The sequence below is a fragment of the Nostoc sp. FACHB-190 genome (assembly GCF_014696905.1).
Lineage (GTDB): Bacteria > Cyanobacteriota > Cyanobacteriia > Cyanobacteriales > Nostocaceae > Nostoc_B.
In genome coordinates this window covers 123695-145883 of sequence record NZ_JACJQW010000017.1, presented here as the reverse complement: position 1 = coordinate 145883, position 22189 = coordinate 123695, and the positions used below count along the sequence as shown (strand labels likewise).

Genomic DNA, 22189 nt, shown 5'->3' with positions numbered 1-22189 from the left:
AAAATGAATAATCAACCACTGTCAGAAGTAAGAATTTGCTTTTTGGGCGAATCATTTTGTTACTAATTGGGATTCTTGGTTAATTTTTTGTAATTAAGAATTGCTTATACTAGATGCAGTAAAACTCCTACGAGGAATCTGACTATGACAGCATCAGATATTAAAATACCACCTTTAGAAAGTGGCGATCGCCTAACTCGCCAAGAATTTGAACGTCGTTATTATGCCATGCCTCATACTAAAAAAGCAGAACTAATTGAAGGAGTTGTATACGTGGCCTCACCCTTACGTTTTAAAAGTCATGGAAAACCCCACGGAAACTTGATAATTTGGCTAGGAACTTACAAAGTTGCTACCCCTGGCGTGGAGTTGGGTGATAATTCCACAGTCCGCTTAGATTTAGATAATGAACTACAGCCGGATGTTGTGCTGTTAATTGATGAACAACTGGGTGGACAAGCAAGTATTAGTGAAGATGATTATATAGAAGGCGCACCAGAATTAATTGCCGAAGTTGCTGCGAGTAGTGCGGCTAATGACTTGTATGATAAAAAGCGAGTATACCGACGCAATGGTGTAAAAGAATATATTGTTTGGCAGGTTTTTGAGAATCAATTTGATTGGTTTATTTTAGAGAATGGTGAATATAAATCATTAACATCTGATATAGATGGGATTATCAAAAGTTATGTCTTTCCTGGTTTATGGTTGGATGTAACTGCGCTGTTAACTGGAGAAATGACCCAAGTGTTAGCAGTACTGCAAAGAGGTTTGAACTCACAAGAACATCAACTATTTGTACAAGAATTAGCTAATAAATCTTAAATTTTTCATTCAAATTTAAGCTATATAATTTGTGAATATAAAATAATCAAATTCACTCCCAACTCCCAATTACTCACAGGTATTTATGCAGCAAATTAATTTAGCTGAAGCATCTCAACACTTATCAGAATTGATTGACGCGGCGCTTGATGGTGAAGAAATTATCATCACAAAAGATAATCAGCAGGCTGTGAAATTAATTCCTATATTGCCAGTGAAACGCCGTCCCAAATTTGGTAGTGCTAAGGGAATAGTGACAATATCTGATGACTTTGACGAACCATTAGAAGAATTTCAGGAGTATATGTAGTGCAGCAACTTTTAGATACTCATACTTTTATCTGGTTTATTCTGGGTAGTTCAAGACTTAGTAATAGTCTGCGATCGCAAATAGAAAACAATGATAATTTTCTTAGTATTGCCAGCATTTGGGAAATGGCAATCAAACACAGCATTGGCAAACTAAATTTTAATTTAAGCTTTGCTGAGTTTGTTGATCAGCAAATCATTATGAATGGTATTCAAATAATTAATATCGAAATTGAGCATATTTTAACTGTTTCCCAACTGCCATTACACCATCGTGACCCTTTTGACAAAATGTTAATTGCTCAGGCAATAGTAGAAAATCTACCTATATTAAGTGCTGATACAATTTTTGATACTTATCCGGTCAAGCGTTTGTGGTAGCGATGCTGAAATTCTACCGCAAGATTAATAAACATTCGTTACCAAAAAAACTTAGCATTATTGAATCAGTCTTCACCAGGGATATTCATGAGTTATTATATTGCTCCTCGATTTTTGGATAAAATTGCTGTTCACATCACTAAGAACTTCTTAAATCTTCCTGGTGTGAGAGTTCCTTTGATTTTAGGCATTCATGGACGTAAAGGTGAAGGAAAAACCTTTCAGTGTGAATTAGCTTTTGAAAAAATGGGTGTGGAAGTGACACTCATTTCTGGCGGCGAATTAGAAAGTCCCGACGCGGGAGACCCGGCGCGGTTGATTCGGCTACGCTATCGAGAAACAGCAGAACTGATTAAAGTGCGCGGTAAAATGTGCGTGCTGATGATTAACGATTTAGATGCAGGTGCAGGCCGCTTTGACGAAGGAACTCAATATACTGTAAACACACAGTTGGTAAATGCCACACTGATGAATATTGCGGATAATCCCACAGATGTGCAGTTACCAGGAAGCTATGATGCAAATCCCATCCGGCGTGTACCAATTATTGTTACAGGTAATGATTTTTCCACGTTGTATGCACCGTTAATTCGAGACGGACGGATGGAAAAGTTTTATTGGGAACCTGACCGTGATGACAAAATTGGAATTGTTGGCGGAATTTTTGCACCAGATGGACTCTCTAACCGGGATATTGAACAGTTAGTTGATACTTTTCCTAATCAATCAATTGACTTTTTTAGTGCGTTGCGTTCTCGAATTTATGATGAACAAATCCGCAACTTTATTCATCAAATTGGTTATGAACGCATATCTTTACGTGTGGTAAATAGTGTGGAAGGGCCGCCAGAATTTAAAAAGCCAGATTTTACTTTATCTCACTTAATTGAGTCTGGTAATTTTATGGTTGGTGAACAAAAACGGGTGGAAAATTCGCAGTTGGTGGATGAATATAATCGCTTGAATCGAGGTAGAAGAAATTATCAACCAGCATCATCTGTGGTGGAAACACCAACTCCTCAGCCGTCAACAAATGGATCTCGTCAACAATCAACATTAAATACGCATGTATCACTAGAAACACAAGAACAAATTCGGCAAATTTTGTCTCAAGGTTTAAAAGTTACTTTTGAACATGTTGATGAACGGCGCTTTCGTACAGGTGCTTGGCAAAGTTGTGGGACAATTCACATTGATGCAGAATCTGATGCGATTTCAACTTTAGAATCCCATCTTACTGAATATAGCGGTGAGTATGTCCGCTTGGTAGGAATTGACCCAAAAGCTAAACGGCGAGTTGTGGAAACAATTATTCAACGTCCGACTAGTAGAAATTAATCATCCTATTTGATAGGTGAACAATAGAGGTAAGGAGGACAAGGGAGAGGTGTTTGTCCATCATTGAGGATTGTTATAGATTGATTTTAAAGGCGATCGCACCACCAACACAACAGGCGATCGCTTTTTTATATTCATGAAAACTTGGTCAAAAATCCGAGAATGCGTTTGGTATTCGCAGTCAAGAGAGTGCGACGGTAAGCATCGGCGGCTTTTTTAATGGCTTCGGCTTGGGTGGGGTAGGGATGAATAACGCTGCTTAATTTACTCAAACCAATTTTATTCACAATTGCGGTGGTGACTTCCGAAATCATCTCACCTGCATGGCTGGCAACAATGGTAGCACCGAGAATTTGATCAGAACCTTTTTTGTGGAGAATTTTGAGAAATCCAGCTTCTTCACCATCGGCGATCGCACGGTCTACACTAGTAAAAGGAATTTTAATTGTTGCTACCTCAATACCTTGTTTTTTCGCTTCATGTTCATACATTCCCACATGGGCAATTTCTGGGGATGTGTATGTTACCCAAGGCATAATTAAACTACTGAGTTTAGAACGCCCTAACCCAAAGGGAGAAAACAGCGTATTTTTAATCACAATTCTGGCTGCTGCATCCGCCGCATGGGTAAATTTCCAATTCATACAAATATCGCCAGCCGCATAAATTTTTGGGTTGGTTGTTTGTAGATAATCATTGACTTGTATGCCGTGATGAGTGTCGTATTTTACTCCCACAGCTTCTAAGTTTAAACCTTCCACATTGGGCGCACGTCCCGCACCTACTAAGATTTCATTTACGGTGACGGAATCTCGATAACCGTTACTAGAAAAGTAAAGTCGCTTACCTTCAGTAACAGCAACCACTTCTTCTAATTGGCAATTTAATACTACACGAATGCCTTCTTGAATTAACACATTTTGAACAATTTCGGCTGCGTCTGCATCTTCTTTATTTAACAGATGCGAACCGCGATGTAAGAACGTCACTTCACAACCCAAACGCTGAAAAGTTTGGGCTAATTCACAACCAATTGGCCCGCCTCCAATCACAGCTAATTTATCTGGACGCTGAATCAAAGAAAAAACAGTTTCATTAGTTAAATAACCAACATTTTCAATTCCGGGTATTGACGGTTTTACAGCCCTAGCACCAGTCGCAATTACCGCTTTTTTAAATTGCAAAATTTTGCCATCGACTTCTACAGTATTGTTGTTAGTAAAACGACCATTTCCCAAAAAAACATCAACACCTAAATTTTTAAAACGTTCTGCTGAATCATGATGACTAATTCCCGACCTGATACGGCGCATCCGTTCCATAACTGCGGAAAAATCAACTTCTACTTGTTGTTTAGGAATATTAATTCCTAAATTTTTGGCGTGCCAAATTTCACCAATTACCCGCGCAGAACGAATAATAGATTTTGATGGTACACAACCCACATTCAAGCAATCTCCCCCCATGAGATGCTTTTCAATTAATGCGACTTTTAAACCTAAATCTAAACCTGCTGCACCCGCAGCAACAACTAAGCCGGCTGTTCCCGCACCAATAACTACTAAATCATAACAATCGGCAGGCTGTGGATTTACCCAATCTGGCGGATGTACATAAGAAACTAATTTTTGATTGTATTCATCTACTGGACGGACGATCACTCTTGATAATTCTGAATTAGACATAGTTTGAAGTGTGAAGTATGAAGTATGAAGTGTGAAATGTAATACCAAATCAATATGAATAAATTTGTATATTCTACATCTTGCACCAAACGAAGCCGCTTGCGCGTCTACGTTTTTATAGCCGCGAATTCCATTCGTCGGGGCTAGGTGCTTCATCGTTTATTTTTACTTCTTCTGCTAAAGCTTTCCGGGCAATGCGAGTAACATAAACAGTAACTGCAACTGTGGCAATAAAACCGATGACCCGAATTGCCCATTGTACGGTAGAATTACTCGGTTGACCTTCAGTACCAATTAATGCTAAATTCCCGGCTAAGGAACCAATATAAACATACATAATTGTGCCAGGAATCATCCCGATTGAACCGATAAAATAATCTTTTAGGGAAACTCCTGTAACACCAAAGGCATAGTTTAATAAGTTGAAGGGAAATATAGGCGAAAGTCGAGTTAATAAAACAATTTTTAATCCTTCTCGACTAACGGCGCGGTCAATGGCGGCAAAGTTTTGATGATTGGAAATTTTATTTGCAACCCAATTTCTCGCTAAATAACGTCCTACTAAAAATGCTGCTGTCGCACCTAAAGTTGCACCAATAAATACATATAAAGAACCCCAAACAACACCAAACACAACGCCTGCGCCCAAGGTAAGAATTGACCCAGGTAAGAAAGCCACAGTGGCAATAATATACAGTCCAATAAACGCGATCGCACCTACTGTTCCTTGACTATCAATCCATTGTAAAGCATCACGTAACAGGGTTTGGGGATTCAATGTATTACTTTGTACTGCTGTTTTGGCAATGGCTGATTCTGGATGAAATAAAATGGCGATCGCCACAGTCATTACAGCTAATATAAGTAATTGGTAAGCTTTAACCAAGCTCGGCCAATGATAATTATTTACTAAAAATTTGTTTTTCATTTTATTAAATCAAAATATATTTATTTACAAATTCTGGACTTCTGCCATTAGTCTAAAATATTATTGATTCTTTTCTTGAACTGTTTCTGTAACTGCCATACTCTGCGATAAAGCTTTTTGGGCAATTTTGGTAATATAAATAGTTACAGCCACAGTTGCAATTAAGCCAATTATCTGCATAATTAATTGATAAGTTTTGGCTTCAGGTGTAAGTGTTTGACTGGACATATTAGTCATAGCTAAATTGCCCGCTAATGTCCCCATATAGACATACATAACTGTCCCTGGCAGAATCCCAAAAGAACCTAATATATAATCTTTAAGGGAAACTTGCGTGACACCAAAAAAGTAATTTAATAAGTTAAAGGGAAATAAAGGACATAATCTTGTTAGCAAGACAATTTTCCATCCTTCTTTGGCTACTGCGACATCAATGGCTTTTAATTTAGGGTGTTGCTCAATTTGCTTGGATACCCAATTTCTAGAAAAATAACGCCCAATCATAAAGGCTAAAACTGCCCCAATGATGGCTGCAATTAATACATATACAGAACCCCAAAATACGCCAAATAAACAGCCAGCTTTTAAAGTTAAAACTGAACCAGGAATAAATAATAATGTCGCTAAGTTATAAATACCTATATATGCAACAATGCCCCAAATTCCCAGGCTGTTGACATAGGTAACTAAATTAGTAAAAAATACTGAAAAATTAAGAAACCTAGCAGTAATAACCAAGGCGGCGACAAGTATCACTAATAAAATAAATTTAAGCTTACCTTGGAATTTAGGCTGTGGTTGTGTCACCATAATTTTTTCATCCTAAATTATTTGTGCTGGTATCTCTCTTTTAACTAAAATACTCCATTTAAATAAGAAATAGCTTAATTCTGCTTAAATTTTTCCCGACGATACCAACTACGAATGCGGGCTGGTGACACGCCAAACAAATAAGCAAGCACAATAATTTGATTGAGTAAGGTAGTTTTCACAATTCCCTTTTGCAACCATCTCCGCGCTGAAGTTACTACTGGCGTATTGATAATTACAATGCGTCCTGTAGAATTTAACCGACGGATTAATTCAAAGTCTTCCATGATAGGGAGTTCAGGAAAATTGCCAATTTTTTGGAATATTTCTGGAGTTAAAAAAATTGCTTGATCACCGTAGGGCATTTGGAAAAAACGCGATCGCAATTTTACACCCAACTCCACCAACCTTAACCCAAAAGCTGGGTGATCAATCTGCAAATCAAATGCACCAGCCACTACTCCCGGTTGTTGTAAAGCTGTGCAAATCAAAATATCAAAGCCAACAGGTAAACGAGTATCTGCATGAAGAAATAGCAACACATCACCACTAGCCACCGCCGCACCTGCATTCATTTGCTTTGCGCGTCCAGGCGGTGAGGAAATCACTTTCGCTCCCAAAGACTGAGCAATTTTGATTGTGTCATCAGACGAGCCACCATCGACGACAATCACTTCTATATTTTTACCAGATTGAGTGCTGGCGATCGCGCCTGAAATATTATCGGCTTCGTTGAGAGTAGGAATAATAATTGAAATGTTAGCAGTTTGTTGCATTGAGATTGCCCTAAAAAATAAATTATCTACTTTACTTAAAACCGAAATCCCCCTTCAAAACGCACCTCAAATGTATTTCCACTCATACCTAAGCGAGATTCCCAAAACATACCATTACTCGGAATATCACGCTTAATTAATAACCCATAAGAAAAATCATTAACTCTGCTTCTAATACCACGGCTAATATCTCTAAAGTTTTGCAAATAAGTACCCAAATACCAATTATCATTTATCTTTTGCGTGCCTTCTAAAGTGTAGAAAAAATTTTCACTGATTTCTACCATAGTTTTCAACTCTACTCCTGTACTAAATTCCCATGCACCTTGAAAAAATCCTGATTGTCTTAGACGACGAGTTGCATCATAAAATATCATTCCCGTAGTCAATGAATAGTTATTTCTATCTTTATCTTGGCGAATCAAAGAATAACTCAAATTAATATAAGCAGGATTTTGATAATTGCTGCCACTATTCCAATGAAACCGTAATGCAGGAATATGGCTAGTAATAGCTTGAGTTTGCCCAGCAGCATTTAATTCTAGATGAGTATTAATATAGTTTAATAAGCCATTAGTATAAAAGCCTAAAGTTGGCTCGGAATTTCCAAGTTCATTGGTAATATTAAAAGCATTACTAGAATTTAAATTCAACCAAATCCCAGAATTAATGCTATAGTTCCAATTACCAGAAGCCCCAGCCCATAAAGTTTCGATCGCAGGTAAAGATAAATAACCATTAAACGTTTGTATATGGGTAATCAGTCGTCCATTTTGGCTGAGTTCAATATTATCAAATGCTAAATCAAATGAACGAATATTTACTGGAACTGTTGTAGTATCAGATGAATTATAGTTCTGAACAAAACTCTCACCATTAGGACTAATTAAAGCTACTTGTAAAGCTGACGAGCGATTATTGGTACTTATCGGTATTTGTTTTGCAGGAATTGGCACATTTACAGAACTTAAACGTCCAAAACTGCGATTGGAAACATCTATTTTAGAAATATAAGTTTTACCTTCTCTCCAAGTACGTTCGCCACGAATAAACTGCACAGCCCGACGATAATTTCCTGCGCGAATTTGAAAAATGCTAGAACTAGTTGGTGTAATTGTACCGGGAAAAGTATAACTTCCAGAAATTTGCTCTAAACTACTTGTTCGATTACCTAAAAACAATGTTCTGTTGAGAAGTTGATTAATTTTTCTTCTTTGTTCTGGCGTGGCTTTTGAGTTAATAGGTGCAAAATTTTCTTGTCGAGACAATCGCGTTTTAGCTTCTTCTAAACTGTTGGCTATTTCAGGAGGATGAATAAATTCAAAAACTCCTCCCAATAGCATTCCCAGAGAAGTATTAGCAGTTTGGATTTGATCTACATCTATTTGATCAAGAGAAAAAGACAGAGAAACACCAGGATTACTATAAATATTAGTGTAAGTTGCTTTGTTGACTAATGAATCGTATTGTAATAAAGTCCGATTATGGGGACGACTGAAATAAAATCTCTGCCAATTTTGATTTTCTGTTTTATCTCTAGTTCTCAGTAAAGTTTGTTGTTGACCTAAAGTCACCCAAAATAGTGAATTTAAGTAAGATAAATTACGTTGCTGATTGCTAATATCAGGATTTAGCAAAATATCAAACAAATCAGAGTTATCAAATTGTTCTCGACTCCCTTGTTTGATTCCTGGTATCGAAGTAGTTTGGGCTTGAAATCTTGTTAATTCACCAGTTAAAGGATTTCCCCAAATAAAACCAGCTTGTTTTAAATTATTTTGAGGAATTATTTCACCTCTATGTAGGCTAACATCTCCTAATAATGGTTGTAAGTTATTCGTAGGGAAAGATTGTAAAATTAAAGGAGGACGATTAGTACTCAAGCTAGAAAGATTAGGAACTATCGAATTTATTTGTGAACTATTGGCTGTCAGTGGACTATTAATTTGAACAGACGGTGCAGGAATACCTATTGGATTAATTAATTCAGCAGCAATTGATTGAATAGAAAATTGATTGAAGCTAGTTCCTCCTACTAGTTCTTGAAAGTCTGGCGGAAGGGAAGAAACAACTTGCATTCCCCACAGTCTTTGCGTTAAGCGTACAATTTGAATACGTTGAAAGTCTGTAGTTTCTCCTTGATATGAAATCCCACTTTGCCAACCCTGAGTTTCTACAACAATTCGATTATTAGGTAATACCCAGTAAAATTGCTCTGCTGGCTGAAAGTGTGCAAAATTGAATCGCTCAACTATGGGATCTTTTGCAGAAAACTTAATCGAAAAATCAATGTAATTGGCATTTTTAAAAGGGTTAAATGTGGATGTAGTGAAATTTAAGTTATATCTGGGGTCAATTATCCAAGGATATCTCGTCGCACTGTTAGTCAGAGCATTGAGTATTAATAGTTGTAACTTTTTTTTGTTGTCAACAAAATTTTGTTGTGGCTCATTTAGATTAGTCGGCTTGATAGTGTCTGGTTCATTATTATAAAAATCTGGGTTGAGAATTGGATTAAAGAAGTTTGGAATATTTTCATCATTAATATTCGGAAAAACTTGAACTGGTTCTAATTTTATACTTTGTGCGGTGCATGTATTTATAGAATTACATCTAATGTTATTCCCAGACTTATAATTAGCGAAAGTTTGGTTATCTGTAGGCTGAGAATTGATTAAACCTTGAATTGGTATAGTTTTAGCTTCTACTTTTTCAGGGATTAAATGGGATATAAATAACAATGTGAACAGCAATAGATAATAATATTGCTGCTTATGTAATAATTGGTTAAACATGAGCAAACCCAATATATGATTTTAGGTGGCAATATAGGTAAAATATTTCAGCAGTTGCTCAAGATTTACTCACATATTTTTTTAGCACATAAATTTGGACTTTACTACAGCAATAAAGTCCTAAAAACTTGATATGGTTGTGTGTCCTCTTTGGTAGAATATTATGTCTTCTATTAAGTGGAGATACGCCCTAGGTGTTGCTGAAAATTTTAGGCGATCGCACTCTGTAATCATATTGAACTAAAGACTGAATTAACTATCAGCCACAACAGTTATATTAAATAGTTTTAGCTGCTTTTAATTCAGGAATAATGTCTGAAAAATATGTTTAAATACTCGAATTATAAACTAAAATATTATATGATTAATTAATGGGCGATCGCACTTAGCGATCCACCCAATTTAAGCTCTAGCTTCAGATTTTTACCAAGGTAACTTGCTCCCATCCCAAGAAAAAAATTGCCCGCTATCACCTGGTTCTAATTTTTCAATTACAGTTAATAATTGACTTACAGTACGTTCTACAGAAAATAATTTTTCTGGGGGTACATTGCGCTGAAATGGACGAGAAAGACGTGTATCGGTTGTTCCTGGATGTAAAGTGATAACTAAAGTTTGAGGAGAACTTCTACCATACTCAATTGCAGTTGTTCGCATCAACATATTCAGCGCCGCTTTAGAAGCACGATAACCATACCATCCACCTAGTTGATTATCGCCAATGCTGCCCACTTTTGCCGATATAGAAGCAAATACACTGGGTTCTGGATGACGAAATAAAGGTAGTAAATGTTTAGCTAATAACACCGCACCAATACTGTTAATTTGAAAGTAGCGTAGTAAATTTTCTGGATTAATATGTTTTAAGCTTTTTTCTGGTTGTAAATCACCTTCGTGTAACAGTCCAACACAGTTAATTACTAAGTGCAGCTTATTGATTTGGGCGCTGATATTTTTTACCACTGTAACAATCTGTGATTCATCAGTAATATCCATCTGTAGGGAAGTTAATTTATCAGGATATTCCTCAGTTAAGTCTAGTAATTCTTGAGCAGTTTCTTCTTGCCGATATGTGGCGTAAATTTTGTTAACTCTTATATCTTGAATCAATTGTTTAACAAAACCCAACCCAATGCCTTGACTAGCTCCGATAATTATGGCATTGGCATTATTAAAGTTTTCTTTAAAAGGCATTTTACTTAGGTGGTAAATTTAGTTTATAATATTACATTTTTTGCTTAATTATCAAGCTTTAAACCGATAAAATAAATGAGGTAGATTAGCATAAATCATTTCCCGCTCATACTTAAAACCTAACTTTTCCATCACTCTTTGCGAAGCTTGATTTGTGGTTAGGGTAAAGCAAACAACTTCTTGTAAATTTAAGATTTCAAAACCAATTTGCAAGATTTTCTCACCCATTTCGGTAGCTAAACCTTGTCCCCAAAATTTAGCCATCAGAGCATAGGCGAGTTCAACTTCATTAATTCCATCTATCTCAGTATTACGAAGACCAGCCCGCCCGACAAATTGATGATTGACTTTATCTCTAAATATCCATAAACCATATCTATAACGCTGCCAATGATGCAAGTTATTGAAAATAAATAGCCGCGTTTCTTCATCAGAACGTACACCACCTAAAGTTGCCATAACTTGTTTGTTTTGGTGCATCCGATTTAATTCATTTAAATGTTGAAATTGCAGCCTCTCAGCTAACAGTCGATGCGTCTTAAATGTCTCTAATGACTGCATATTTTTTATCCAATAAATTGGCGTTTCTCTCCCTTGTCTCCCTTGTCTCCCTTGTTCCCATATCAAACAAGACTGCTATACTATCTCCTCGCCTGCTGAGATTCTAATTTATCTGCTATTAATTATTTTTGTCTGTACCTCACTGAGCTTATAAGCATAAGTAATACTACGTTAAATCGAGCGATATACAGTTATTTGGTAGAATAATTACACAAATCAGCAGTAAACACAAGATAGAAAAATATGTCTACTGGTAAAACTCTGAACCTGACACAAAATTTGTACGAGTATCTTTTGTCTGTCTCTCTACGTGAACCAGAAGTACTTTTACAGTTACGACAAGAAACTGCTCAACATCCCCGTGCAAATATGCAGGTTGCACCGGAACAAGGACAGTTTTTAGCGTTCTTAGTCAAATTAATTGGTGCTAAAAAAACTTTAGAAGTAGGAGTTTTTACTGGTTATAGTTCTTTGAGTGTTGCTTTAGCATTACCACCTGATGGCAAAATTATCGCCTGTGATGTGAGCGAAGAGTTTACATCTGTGGCTCGGCGTTATTGGGAAAAAGTCGGTGTAGCAGATAAAATTGACTTGCGACTTGCGCCAGCGACGGAAACTTTAGAGTCTCTTTTAGCACAAGGTCAAGCAGAAACCTTTGACTTTGCCTTTATTGATGCTGACAAAGAAAATTATTATCGGTATTACGAATTGGCATTACAGTTAGTCCGTCCTGGTGGTTTAATTGCGATTGACAATGTGTTGTGGTCGGGAAGGGTACTGCAACCAGAACTACAGGACTCATCTACCACAGCTATTCGTGAGTTTAATAGCAAGTTAGCTGAAGACGATCGCATTGACTTGAGTTTGATTGCGATCGCAGATGGGCTAACTTTAGCACGCAAGCGTCATTAATTATCTGAATCGTTATCGTTGCAGGACTTGGATATTCAATTCCAGCTTATTTCCCAACCATAAAGCATGGGCTGTATGATCTGTAACATCATCACCAGTCTCAGGATGAACGAGAACATCTAAACCCCTACGGTTCAACATTAACCAGGGTACAACTTGGGGAAATTGATCTGGCGCAAAGGCGACTTGATACATAGATTTGGGATGTGGCCCAACTGGCTGATCCCGCCAACGTCCCAAGATAACTTCAAATCTAGTACCTAACTCTTCGCGGATTTGAGCAGCAACATCACGAGTTTCGGGATCATAGTAAATATGAGCATGAAACCCGATGATGCTGCTGTTTTCTCTTATGGACTGACTCAGATTATTTTGTGTCATATAGGACTCATATTTGATTTATGAAAAAAATCAGTACACTCACTACTCCCTACTCCCCATTCCCTACTCCCTACCTACACAACTAGATTTCCTATATTCATCAAAATTGTTTCAACCAAGCGTTAAGCTCATCGATAAAATAAAGTTGATGTACAGTGCTAACTACATTCAACAAGTAGCCAGATGATTAAACTCGACCAGTTTTTAAAGTTTTTAGGTATCGCCCCAACTGGCGGACAAGCCAAACTAATGATTATTAATGGTGATGTGAAAGTTAATGGGGTAGTCGAAACCCGTCGCGGACGGAAATTAGTTTCCAGCGACCAAGTAACAGTAGACGGCAAAGTTTTTACAGTTGAGGATGTAATTGAGTAGCAGCATTGTCTACAGTTTATGGGATAAGATGAGCGATCGCTCACTTCTTCCAAGGTAGCTTTGTCCCCATCTCGGTCAAGGCCGAGAAAATTAAATATATAATTAGCGCCCCAGCACTGAGCAAAAAAATTACAACATCGTTATTCATATTCATCATTTTTGATTTTGTGATTTAAATCTGCCGGCAACAAATTCTCGTTTATTTAAATGTTTAGTTTTGCGTTGAGTTACTCGTTCTCGCCACATCCGAAAACTAGATGGTTTCATTTGCTGACGCATTAAGGCAATTACCTGTTTTTCTTCCAGTCCAAACTGTGCCTCAATGGCTTCAAATGGGGTTCTATCTTCCCAAGCCATTTCAATAATTCGATCTATTGTTTGGAGTTCAAGATTTGGTAGTTTCATTCTTTTGCTAAGAATTTTTACTGCGGGTTAAATTTATTTTACTTTTTGATTCATACTAATTTCCATCTCAACAATCACGAAAATTTCTCGCCTAAATCAGCTAACTTTTTCTTCGCCAACTCCCGCACCTGCTCATCTGGGTCATTGGTGGCGCGATCGCGTAACAATGGTAATGTCTGTAGATAGTGGGGATATTGTTCGGTAATGGCTTCTAGTGCGACTTGGCGGGGATTATCTTGAAAACTATATTCCCGCGTAAAGGGGTCGTTAACAGCACAGTTATAAAATAATTCAAATAAATCAAGTTGGTCTTGAAAACCCCTGGCTAACTCCTGTACAGCCACTTGTCGGACATTCGATGATTTATCAACAATGGCGCGTTTCTTGAGAATTACCAGCGTCTCAGGGTCATTTTTGAATCTTCTAGCTAATTCTTGCAAAGCAGCTTGACGGACATCTGCATATTTATCTGCTGTCGCGTGTTTTTTTAAAATTGGGAGAATATCAGGGTCATTGGTGAAATTTTTGGCGAGTTTTTGCAATGCTGTGCGGCGGACATATTCATTTTCATCGGTGGTGGCGCTTTGTTTGAGAATGAGTAAAGTATCGGGATGATTTGTGAACCCTCTCGCTAATTCTTGCACAGCCGCACGCCGAACATCAGAATATTGATCTGCGATCGCTCTTTGTTGCAAAATCAACAGTGTTTCGGCATCATCTTTAAATCCCCTGGCTAATTCCTGCACAGCCGCACGTCTGACATACTGGTCATTATCCGCCGTCGTACGCTGTTTTAGCCAAGGTAAAATTTCCGGTTCATCTTTAAACCCCCGCGCCAATTCTTCAACGGCTGTTTGGCGCACACCAGAATATTGATCAGTTATGGCGCATTGTTGGAGGATGGAGAAAGTATCAGCATCGTCTTTGAAACTTCTGGCTAATTCTTGCACAGCCGCTTGGCGGACATATTCATTCTCATCATGAATGGCGCGTTGTTTCAGTATCAAGAGAGTATCAGCATCGTCTTTAAAACTTCTAGCTAATTCTTGCACAGCCGCTTGGCGCACAGTCCAGTCATCATCTGTGGTGCATTGTTTTAACCAAGGTAAAGTTGCTAAATCATCTTTAAACCCCCGTGCTAATTCTTGCACGGCTACTTGGCGCACCGTTCCAGAATTATCGGCTGTCACACGCTGTTTTAGCCAGTGTAAGATATCGGGTTTGTCTTTAAAACCCCTGGCTAATTCCTGCACAGCCGCTTGGCGCACATATTCATTTTCATCGCTGGTGGCGCGTGTTTGCAGCAGTGGGAGAATTTCTAAATCATCTTTGAAATTCCGTGCGAGTTCTTGCAATGCTACTTGTCTGACTGTCCAATCATTATCTGCGATCGCCCGTTGTTTTAACCATACCAAAGTATCAACATGATCTCGAAAACTTCTCGCTAATTCTTGGACAGAAGTCCGGCGGACATCTTCATGTTCATCAGCATTAGCCAGTTGTTTCAACCAAACTAAAGTATCAGCATCATCTTTCCAAGTTGTCGCCACAGATGTCACTGCTTTAGTCCGAATTTCTTGGACTAATTTTGTTTCTTCCTCATCTCGATAAGGTTGATAATAATAACCAAGGTCATATTTCGTTAAATCTTTCAGCCGATTTAATAATTTATTCGCCGTTGTTGTGACTAACAAGCGATTCCGTACCTCTGCAAGACATTTAGCCGCTAAAAACAAATTAATAAACTTTTCCCCTTCTCCATCTTGCGCCATTAAATATTCGAGAATTTCGCACACAAACCTCGGCTCAATCATTCCCACAATCAATCGCAAAACTTCATGCCAAGTTTCATAACGCCAATGTTTGCCAAACACCTCATTATTTAATTCTTTAATCGACAGTGTTTGTGTTTCCTTAAACTGCCAGACAAACTCCCAAGCACAAAAATATTCTAAAAAAGTCCGATGGACAAAAGCATAATAATCTGCGCCTAAAAAACACAACATAAAATTGCGAGTCCGTAATTGGTTAATCATCACCCGCGCCACTTTAGTTGGGTTTTCAAATTCAATATTTTTTAAATAGCGAATCAAAATCTTTTCTAAATCATGCACACTAATTAAATTGCCAGTCAACCCTTTAGCACTAGTTTGCATGTGATAAGCGACTTGACGCAACATCGCCTGCTTATCTTTATAGTCAATCGTTTTCGGATCTAAGCGCGAATCTTCTACTAAAGCGCGTTCCACATCCCATTGATGCAGCAATACTCGTGATGCTTGCTCATAAAGTGTGGCGCGATCGCGGGGCAATTCTTGGTTACGATTAAGAATTGCCATCATTGTTAACAATAGCGGATTTCCTGCCAATTCAGCAATCGATTTTGAAGTATCAATCGCTCTTTGTAACCGTTCCCGTTTCCGTAACTTATCTTCTTCATCATGAAAAGTTAATTCATGCCAGCGATAGATAAAATCTTGAATTTGTTCTGACTCCAAATCTTGCAACATAAAATGGCGAAATTCCGCATCTCGTAACCGTTGCGGTTTATAGCCAATTACCCGCGAAGTTACAATTACTCGCACATTGGGGTAGACATTCGTAAACCGATGAATATCTGTAATTACATCTTCACGCTTTCCCAACTCAAAAACTTCATCTAAACCATCAAACATCACCAAAGCATTTCCCGCTTTTAAATGTTCGTGGAGTTGATTTTGATTCAGATGATGAACTATACCACTACATTTATGAAAAAACTCTAAGAAATTACTACACTCATTATTCTCACGTCTTCTAATATAAGTGCGTAACTCAATTAATAAAGGGATAGGTTGAAAAACAATATTGTTTAGCGGTGTTTCCGCCCAATTCAACGCTAAAAATTGCAATAATGTCGATTTACCAGAACCTGGATCACCTAAAATAACTATATATTTATAAACCGGATCATTAATAATATCTAATACAGAAACAATTGGTTGCTCAAAATAAACTCGGCGGTAGCCTTCTAACTCTTCTAGTAAAATTTCCGCTTCTATTTGATTGCTATCTCGCTGCTTTTTGAGATGTTCTTTAGGTAATTCATGTACTTGGGGTAAAACTTGATGTACTTCCCGCACATTCTGAGCAATAAACATCCGCCATAACTTCAATTCGTTATAAGCATACCCAGTGGTATCTAAACTATCTAACTTCAGATTTCCGTAACGCTCACATAGTCCTTCTTGATACTTCTGTAAATCAAAATCTGTCGGAATACCAGATATATCTTGCAGACTTTTAGTTATTTCTTCTAAATTTTGACTATCTAAAAGAGAGCGTAACTTATCTGACTCACGAATAATCGCCTTAACTTTTTTGATATATCTTTTAGTGAGTCTTTCCCATTCAAAATCCTGGGGTAAACTTGGTAAATTCATTTCATACCAAGTACGAAAAAGTACTTGAGCATCTAGAGAGTGACATTCTGCTTGAAAAGGATAACCGAGAATCTCTCTAATAAAGTGGCTACTAATAAACTCTTTTAAAGTTTTAGTATATTGTTGCAGTGCTAGTTCTTCGATATCTGCATCTTCTAATTCCTGCTGGATTAATTCTAAAAATTCCTTTAAGGCTTTGCCAGCAATAATTTCGATTTCTTCCTTTTTAAGTTGCTGTAAAATGTTCTTCGGGATACACTTTAATATATCCTTAGCCCAGTCCTTGACTACATCTTTGGCTAATTCCTCAAAAATCGGTTTAAAAGCAAACCCGACAGCTTGAGTTACGCCCCAAACAGCCAACCAATCTATTATCATAATCGCATTTACCCAAGTTTAAACTTACAGGATTTCCAACCGTTTCAGGAGTGAACTAAGGCAGGTAAAAGATTATGAGCATTTTTCTCTAAAAAGTACTTTATATTTAATTGTAACCAATTATTTTTATTTAGATAATATATAAATAATTTTCTTGATGAGATTAATTTCAAGGTAATATATGAATTTTTATACTATGTATAGATTAGATTTTCAATTATTAGTAATAACCGTAAATAAGTCAATTTACCTGAGCAGCTAATAATACCAATTTGCAATTCGCAATAGATTTGTGTAGGTTGGGTGGAGGAACGGAACCCAACATTTACGCATACTTTGTTGGGTTACGCGATCGCTACACCCAACCTACTATTCTCTTAACTGAACCGTATTGGTATATAGAGAATTTGCGTTGTATATTTTTACAGTTAAAAGGAGCCAGAAAAATTTTCTGACTCCTTTATGTTTCGGATTTCGTGAGTATATTAAGTATGTTTAGCATTTCCAGTTTTATCTGATGCCGATGTGAATTAATTTATTCTCTACTTGGCATTTCAGCTTCCTGAATTGCTTGCTCTAGAAAAATTTTGGCATCTTCTATTTGCCCAGCTTCGATGCAACCATGAATAATTTTGCACCATTCAATTAAAACTGCCAGCTTTTTTGTGTGAGTTTCAGGAATCAATGATTTTGAAATTGTGGAGTAAAGGCGTAAGTTCTGCATTTGAAGACCTCCTTAAGAATTTACCTATATCTCCATATTTCCCAAATCCATCTCTTTATTTACTTACACTTAAGATAGATATATTAAAATACTTAAGGCTTTTTTAAGTATTGCAATGATCCTCATTCTCCGGTGCGATCGCACTTCTGTTTCACTAAAATCAGCGTATAAATACATACACTGAGAAAGCAGAACCCGACTGTAAAACACCAGCATTCCACCTCAGAACCAGAATATTCTCATTTAAAAGCACATCCCTGCACCTGTGCGTGAGATAAAATCATGAAGTTTAATTGTCATTTTCTAATCTTCGAGTAATTGCTTCAATTCATCTAGATTCTGAGCAATGAGGATAGAACGTTGAATTGCCTTGAGTTCTTCAATATCAGATATTTGAGAGATTTTTGACATGAAATTCAATCCTTCATTGCCAAATTTGACTTCTAGAGTTAATTCAATGCTGGATAACCTATCTTCTCGCATAATTTCTTGATACCAGGGTGAAGAACGTAATACTGTCATATCCCACCTCATAATTTGTTGGACTAAAGCACTATCTATGACAAACGTAGCAAAAAACGCCAAGACAGTTTCGAGTTGATTTAATTGTTCATCTCTTTGCAATAAATGCAATGCTTCTCGAATTGTAGACTCGTTTCCACCACCTTGAAGAATTGGCACAAATGGAAGTAACGAGGGTAAAGGTTGTTCAAAGGCAATGCTAAGTAAACACGCAAAATTAATTACAGTCATTGCGAGCGAAGCGAAGCAATCCCAGCCCTTGCGATTGCTTCATTTCGCTTCGCTCCATTCGCAATGACTTTGTGTAATTAATTATGTTTAACTACTTAACATCTACTTCCCAGAGGTTAATAACGCGGTAGTCTTGGCGCACTTGTAACCCAGCAATATTAGACTCATACTTTGTGGGTATTTCTACATCACTCGTTTTAAGAATATTGATTAGTACAGGATAAGTAGGTAATTTATATTTTTCCTCTGCTAACCCTGCATACGCCCGCATCCTTCGTGGCATTTCGGGATTGTAGCGCAATTGCAATTCATTGAGGACGAGAAATTTTCCATACTCTTGACTTTCGACGCGGATGAGTACATCACTTTCTCTACTAATCCACTGAAATTCAGAGTTGAGGATTTCCCCAGCAATGATATCAGGAATTTGTGTTACCCATTTGACCCAATTATTAGGTGCAAGGCTAATTAAGCGTTTGGTGCTGATATCGGCTGGTTTTGGCATAGAAATAACGGATACGCTCTAAATGTGAAAATTATGATACTGGATTTAGTTGAGTAATGTTTTGATAGATTGCTGATAAATCTACAATTTAAGTGAAAAAATCGCCTTCATAACAGCATCATTCCAGTTCGGAACACAAAACTTCAAGTGCAGAACACGAAACTTCGAGTGTAGAACATGAACATTCTCGTTGAGAACAGAAACATTCGAGTTCGGAACCTGAAATTTTAAGTTCAGAACATGAACGTTCTCGTTTGGAACATGAAACTTCGAGTTCAGAACATGGAACTTGGAGATAAAAGCTTGATTGATTAGGTTGAGAACTTGAATTTTACTGTTGTGAGTTGAGGCGATCTCGAAGATTTGATAGATTTTCACGACACTTAATAGTGCAGGAATGACTCACCCCTAATCGTTGCTCAAAAATCTCCAAAGCTTGCAAATAAAAAGGTTCAGCTTCGGTGTAACGTCCTTGTAAGTAGTAGAGTAACGCTAGGTTGTTGAGGCTAGAGGCAACATCTGGATGTTCTTCTCCCAGCAGTTGACAGCTAAGTGCCAATGCTTGGATTAAAAGGGGTTCCGCTTCGCTGTATCTGCCTTGGGAACGGTAGAATGCCCCTAGGTTGTTGAGGCTAGTAGCGACAAATGGATGTTCTTCTCCCAGCAGCTTGCGCCAGAGTGCCAATGCTTGGATTAAAAGAGGTTCGGCTTTGCTGTATCTGTCTTGGGAGTTGTAGAGAAACGCTAGGTTGTTGAGGCTAAGTGCGACATCTTGATGTTCTTCTCCGAGTGAATTACGCTTGAGTGCCAATGCTTGGATGTAAAGGGGTTCGGCTTCGTTATATCTGCCTTGGGAGTTGTAGAGAAACGCTAGGTTGTTGAGGCTACGTGCGACAGATGGATGTTCTTCTCCCAACAGCTTGCGGTAGAGTGCCAATGCTTGAATTAAAAAGGGTTCTGCTTCGCTGTATCTGCCTTGGGAGTTGTAAAGTACCCCTAGGTTGTTGAGGCTAATTGCGACAGATGGATGTTCTTCTCCCAGCATTTTGCGCCTGAGTGCCAATGCTTGAATGTAAAGGGGTTCGGCTTCGCTGTATCTGCCTTGAGATAAGTACAATGCCGCTAGGTTGTTGAGGCTACGTGCGACATCTGGATGTTCTTCTCCTAAACGTTTTTTGGCAACTTCTAGACATTGCCTATACCAAGGTAAAGCCTGGTTATATAACCCCTGACCATTGTAAAAATAGGCTTCACCGACAAATGGTGAAATTAAATTATCATCGCTAACGTATTGAATGAGATGATTCGCTACTTCTGCTATGTGAGGTATGGCGGGGGATAAGGCGGCGATTTGCTCAAGGATGGGAATTTCAGGAATATCTTTAGCAACCCCTACCATTACCCCACAAAAACTTTGCTTAAATTCCTCTTTCTGCTCTAAACCTTCGAGCTTATCTTGAAAAAACTCCCGCAATAGGGGATGCAGTTGATAAGTTCCATCACTTTTGGGCTGAACTAGATGTAACTGTAACAACTCACGTCTAGCTTGTTTCCAATTTTGCTCCTCATTATTTATTGTGATTCTCTCCACCAACTCCCAAGGAATGGGGGCTAAAGCAAATAAACTCAAAACACAGCCTAAATATTGGGCATTTTCTCGCAACCGTCGCCAACTTAATTCAAACGCAGCAGCAACACCCAATTCAGTCTTCATTTCTTGTGGAACTTCGACTAAAGCCGGATTTTTTAGACGCTCATTTTCCAAGTCTTGCAGCATATCCGCTAGGGATAACTCCTCATCACCCAACAAATAACACCCAACTAATTCCAAACCCAGTGGTAAATATCCCAACCACTTACAAAGTTTTCTCGCAACTAAAGGCTCATGTTGCAGTCTTTCCCTACCAATTATGGATTTTAATAACTGCATCGCCTCTAGTGGTGTCAGCACATCTAAATCTAAACGCACTATCGGCGACTGTAATTTTTCCCGCGTGGTAATTAACTGCTTAAACCGCGCAGGAACAGAATCTAAATAACACCTAACTTCATCCCGATAGTTAGTGACGTTATCAATTATCAGTAAAACCTCACCTTCAGGCCATTTTGTCAGGCAGAATTGGACTCTTGGAACTAACTCTGAATCATCTGGGATGTTCAATTGCAGCTTATTCATTGCAAACTGCACCAGTTGTAACCCCACATCCTGCACTGCGGATAACCAACAAATCCCGCCTTGATAAGTAGTGCGGTGAGAATGAGCGTATTGCAAAGCGAGTTCTGTCTTCCCGACTCCGCCCATCCCCGCAATAGCTACCTGTTGATTCTTTTTCAACAACTGATGGAGTTCTTGCAATTTCTCGTCACGTCCGACAAACTTTTCCCTAGGTAAAGCCAGGGGAATATTATGATGAATCTCTTTTGTTGGTGAAGTATTGGGAACACCGTTATATTTTTTTGTCAGGTAAGCCTTTAATATTTCCAGCTTTCCGCGTTTAGAGGTGGCTAACTCAGGACAACTCCGAGCAAATTTGTCATACACCTCAGTCATCCGCTTTTTAAACGCCGCCACACTGATATCAATCTCGCTGGCTAGTTTCGCTTCACTTGTACGTAAGTTTTCAGTCTGTAACCGAACTAAAAAGGCCTCTGTTTGCTCTGGGGATAACTCATGAGTAATAGCTTCTTGTCGTAAAAACTCATCCCATTGCATAGCCAGCCTGACAAAACTT

The 22189-nt window shown here is 38.0% G+C and carries 19 protein-coding genes and 1 pseudogene; 7 read left to right on the top strand and 13 right to left on the bottom strand.

What is annotated here, in order from left to right:
• Positions 1-144 precede the first annotated feature (144 nt).
• The 4 genes from H6G28_RS19195 to H6G28_RS19180 all read left to right on the top strand — a co-directional run bounded on the left by H6G28_RS19195 (position 145) and on the right by H6G28_RS19180 (position 2853).
• Positions 145-825 carry a Uma2 family endonuclease gene (locus H6G28_RS19195; protein WP_190673165.1) on the top strand — a complete coding sequence of 227 codons (681 nt, stop codon included), beginning with the start codon at positions 145-147 and terminating at the stop codon, positions 823-825.
• 85 nt (positions 826-910) lie between these two features.
• Positions 911-1135 carry a type II toxin-antitoxin system Phd/YefM family antitoxin gene (locus tag H6G28_RS19190; protein WP_190588834.1) on the top strand — a complete coding sequence of 75 codons (225 nt, stop codon included), beginning with the start codon at positions 911-913 and terminating at the stop codon, positions 1133-1135.
• Positions 1135-1515, top strand: a complete 381-nt coding sequence (locus tag H6G28_RS19185; protein WP_190673162.1) for a type II toxin-antitoxin system VapC family toxin — start codon at positions 1135-1137, stop codon at positions 1513-1515. Before H6G28_RS19190 ends, H6G28_RS19185 begins: the two co-directional genes overlap by 1 nt.
• Before the next feature lie 87 nt (positions 1516-1602).
• Positions 1603-2853, top strand: a complete 1251-nt coding sequence (locus H6G28_RS19180; RefSeq protein ID WP_190673160.1) for a RuBisCO small subunit-like domain-containing protein — start codon at positions 1603-1605, stop codon at positions 2851-2853.
• 134 nt (positions 2854-2987) lie between these two features.
• Here H6G28_RS19180 and H6G28_RS19175 read toward each other — a convergent pair whose 3' ends face one another.
• The 7 genes from H6G28_RS19175 to H6G28_RS19145 all read right to left on the bottom strand — a co-directional run bounded on the left by H6G28_RS19175 (position 2988) and on the right by H6G28_RS19145 (position 11602).
• The gene (locus H6G28_RS19175) at positions 2988-4538 is read right to left on the bottom strand and encodes a mercuric reductase (protein WP_190673157.1); all 1551 of its coding nucleotides are present in this window, start codon (positions 4536-4538) and stop codon (positions 2988-2990) included.
• Positions 4539-4653: 115 nt separating this feature from the next.
• Complete coding sequence (locus H6G28_RS19170) at positions 4654-5466, bottom strand: TVP38/TMEM64 family protein (RefSeq protein WP_190673155.1); 813 nt, start codon at positions 5464-5466, stop codon at positions 4654-4656.
• Positions 5467-5526: 60 nt separating this feature from the next.
• The gene (locus tag H6G28_RS19165; RefSeq protein ID WP_190673152.1) at positions 5527-6276 is read right to left on the bottom strand and encodes a TVP38/TMEM64 family protein; all 750 of its coding nucleotides are present in this window, start codon (positions 6274-6276) and stop codon (positions 5527-5529) included.
• Positions 6277-6350: 74 nt separating this feature from the next.
• Positions 6351-7052 carry a TIGR04283 family arsenosugar biosynthesis glycosyltransferase gene (locus tag H6G28_RS19160; RefSeq protein WP_190673149.1) on the bottom strand — a complete coding sequence of 234 codons (702 nt, stop codon included), beginning with the start codon at positions 7050-7052 and terminating at the stop codon, positions 6351-6353.
• Positions 7053-7087: 35 nt separating this feature from the next.
• Positions 7088-9847 carry a hypothetical protein gene (locus H6G28_RS19155; RefSeq protein ID WP_190673146.1) on the bottom strand — a complete coding sequence of 920 codons (2760 nt, stop codon included), beginning with the start codon at positions 9845-9847 and terminating at the stop codon, positions 7088-7090.
• A 423-nt stretch (positions 9848-10270) separates the two neighbouring features.
• Positions 10271-11041 carry an SDR family NAD(P)-dependent oxidoreductase gene (locus H6G28_RS19150; RefSeq protein ID WP_190588825.1) on the bottom strand — a complete coding sequence of 257 codons (771 nt, stop codon included), beginning with the start codon at positions 11039-11041 and terminating at the stop codon, positions 10271-10273.
• 51 nt (positions 11042-11092) lie between these two features.
• Positions 11093-11602: a GNAT family N-acetyltransferase gene (locus H6G28_RS19145; RefSeq protein ID WP_190673142.1), complete on the bottom strand. Its 510-nt coding sequence runs from the start codon at positions 11600-11602 to the stop codon at positions 11093-11095.
• 243 nt (positions 11603-11845) lie between these two features.
• Between H6G28_RS19145 and H6G28_RS19140 the strand changes: the two genes are divergently transcribed.
• Positions 11846-12514 (top strand): class I SAM-dependent methyltransferase, encoded by a 669-nt coding sequence (locus tag H6G28_RS19140; RefSeq protein ID WP_190673139.1) that lies wholly within the window; start codon positions 11846-11848, stop codon positions 12512-12514.
• 12 nt (positions 12515-12526) lie between these two features.
• Here H6G28_RS19140 and H6G28_RS19135 read toward each other — a convergent pair whose 3' ends face one another.
• The gene (locus tag H6G28_RS19135; RefSeq protein ID WP_190673135.1) at positions 12527-12895 is read right to left on the bottom strand and encodes a DOPA 4,5-dioxygenase family protein; all 369 of its coding nucleotides are present in this window, start codon (positions 12893-12895) and stop codon (positions 12527-12529) included.
• A gap of 183 nt (positions 12896-13078) precedes the next feature.
• Here H6G28_RS19135 and H6G28_RS19130 point away from each other — a divergent pair, with 183 nt between their 5' ends.
• On the top strand, positions 13079-13270 hold the full coding sequence (locus tag H6G28_RS19130) for an RNA-binding S4 domain-containing protein (protein WP_190588819.1): 192 nt from the start codon (positions 13079-13081) through the stop codon (positions 13268-13270).
• Between the two features lie 153 nt (positions 13271-13423).
• Here H6G28_RS19130 and H6G28_RS19125 read toward each other — a convergent pair whose 3' ends face one another.
• Both H6G28_RS19125 and H6G28_RS19120 read right to left on the bottom strand, forming a co-directional pair.
• On the bottom strand, positions 13424-13675 hold the full coding sequence (locus tag H6G28_RS19125) for a TIGR03643 family protein (RefSeq protein WP_062290197.1): 252 nt from the start codon (positions 13673-13675) through the stop codon (positions 13424-13426).
• Positions 13676-13749: 74 nt separating this feature from the next.
• Entirely contained in the window at positions 13750-17475 is a 3726-nt protein-coding gene (locus H6G28_RS19120; RefSeq protein WP_190673133.1) for a HEAT repeat domain-containing protein, read from the bottom strand.
• Between the two features lie 272 nt (positions 17476-17747).
• Between H6G28_RS19120 and H6G28_RS19115 the strand changes: the two genes are divergently transcribed.
• The gene (locus tag H6G28_RS19115) at positions 17748-17930 is read left to right on the top strand and encodes a hypothetical protein (protein WP_190673130.1); all 183 of its coding nucleotides are present in this window, start codon (positions 17748-17750) and stop codon (positions 17928-17930) included.
• Positions 17931-18010: 80 nt separating this feature from the next.
• Here H6G28_RS19115 and H6G28_RS19110 read toward each other — a convergent pair whose 3' ends face one another.
• From H6G28_RS19110 to H6G28_RS19095, 3 genes and pseudogenes are all read right to left on the bottom strand, one after another.
• Complete coding sequence (locus H6G28_RS19110; RefSeq protein ID WP_062295433.1) at positions 18011-18199, bottom strand: hypothetical protein; 189 nt, start codon at positions 18197-18199, stop codon at positions 18011-18013.
• 303 nt (positions 18200-18502) lie between these two features.
• Positions 18503-19457, bottom strand: a pseudogene (locus H6G28_RS37825) (Rpn family recombination-promoting nuclease/putative transposase).
• Between the two features lie 331 nt (positions 19458-19788).
• Entirely contained in the window at positions 19789-22170 is a 2382-nt protein-coding gene (locus tag H6G28_RS19095; RefSeq protein WP_242054616.1) for a tetratricopeptide repeat protein, read from the bottom strand.
• Between the last annotated feature and the right edge of the window lie 19 nt (positions 22171-22189).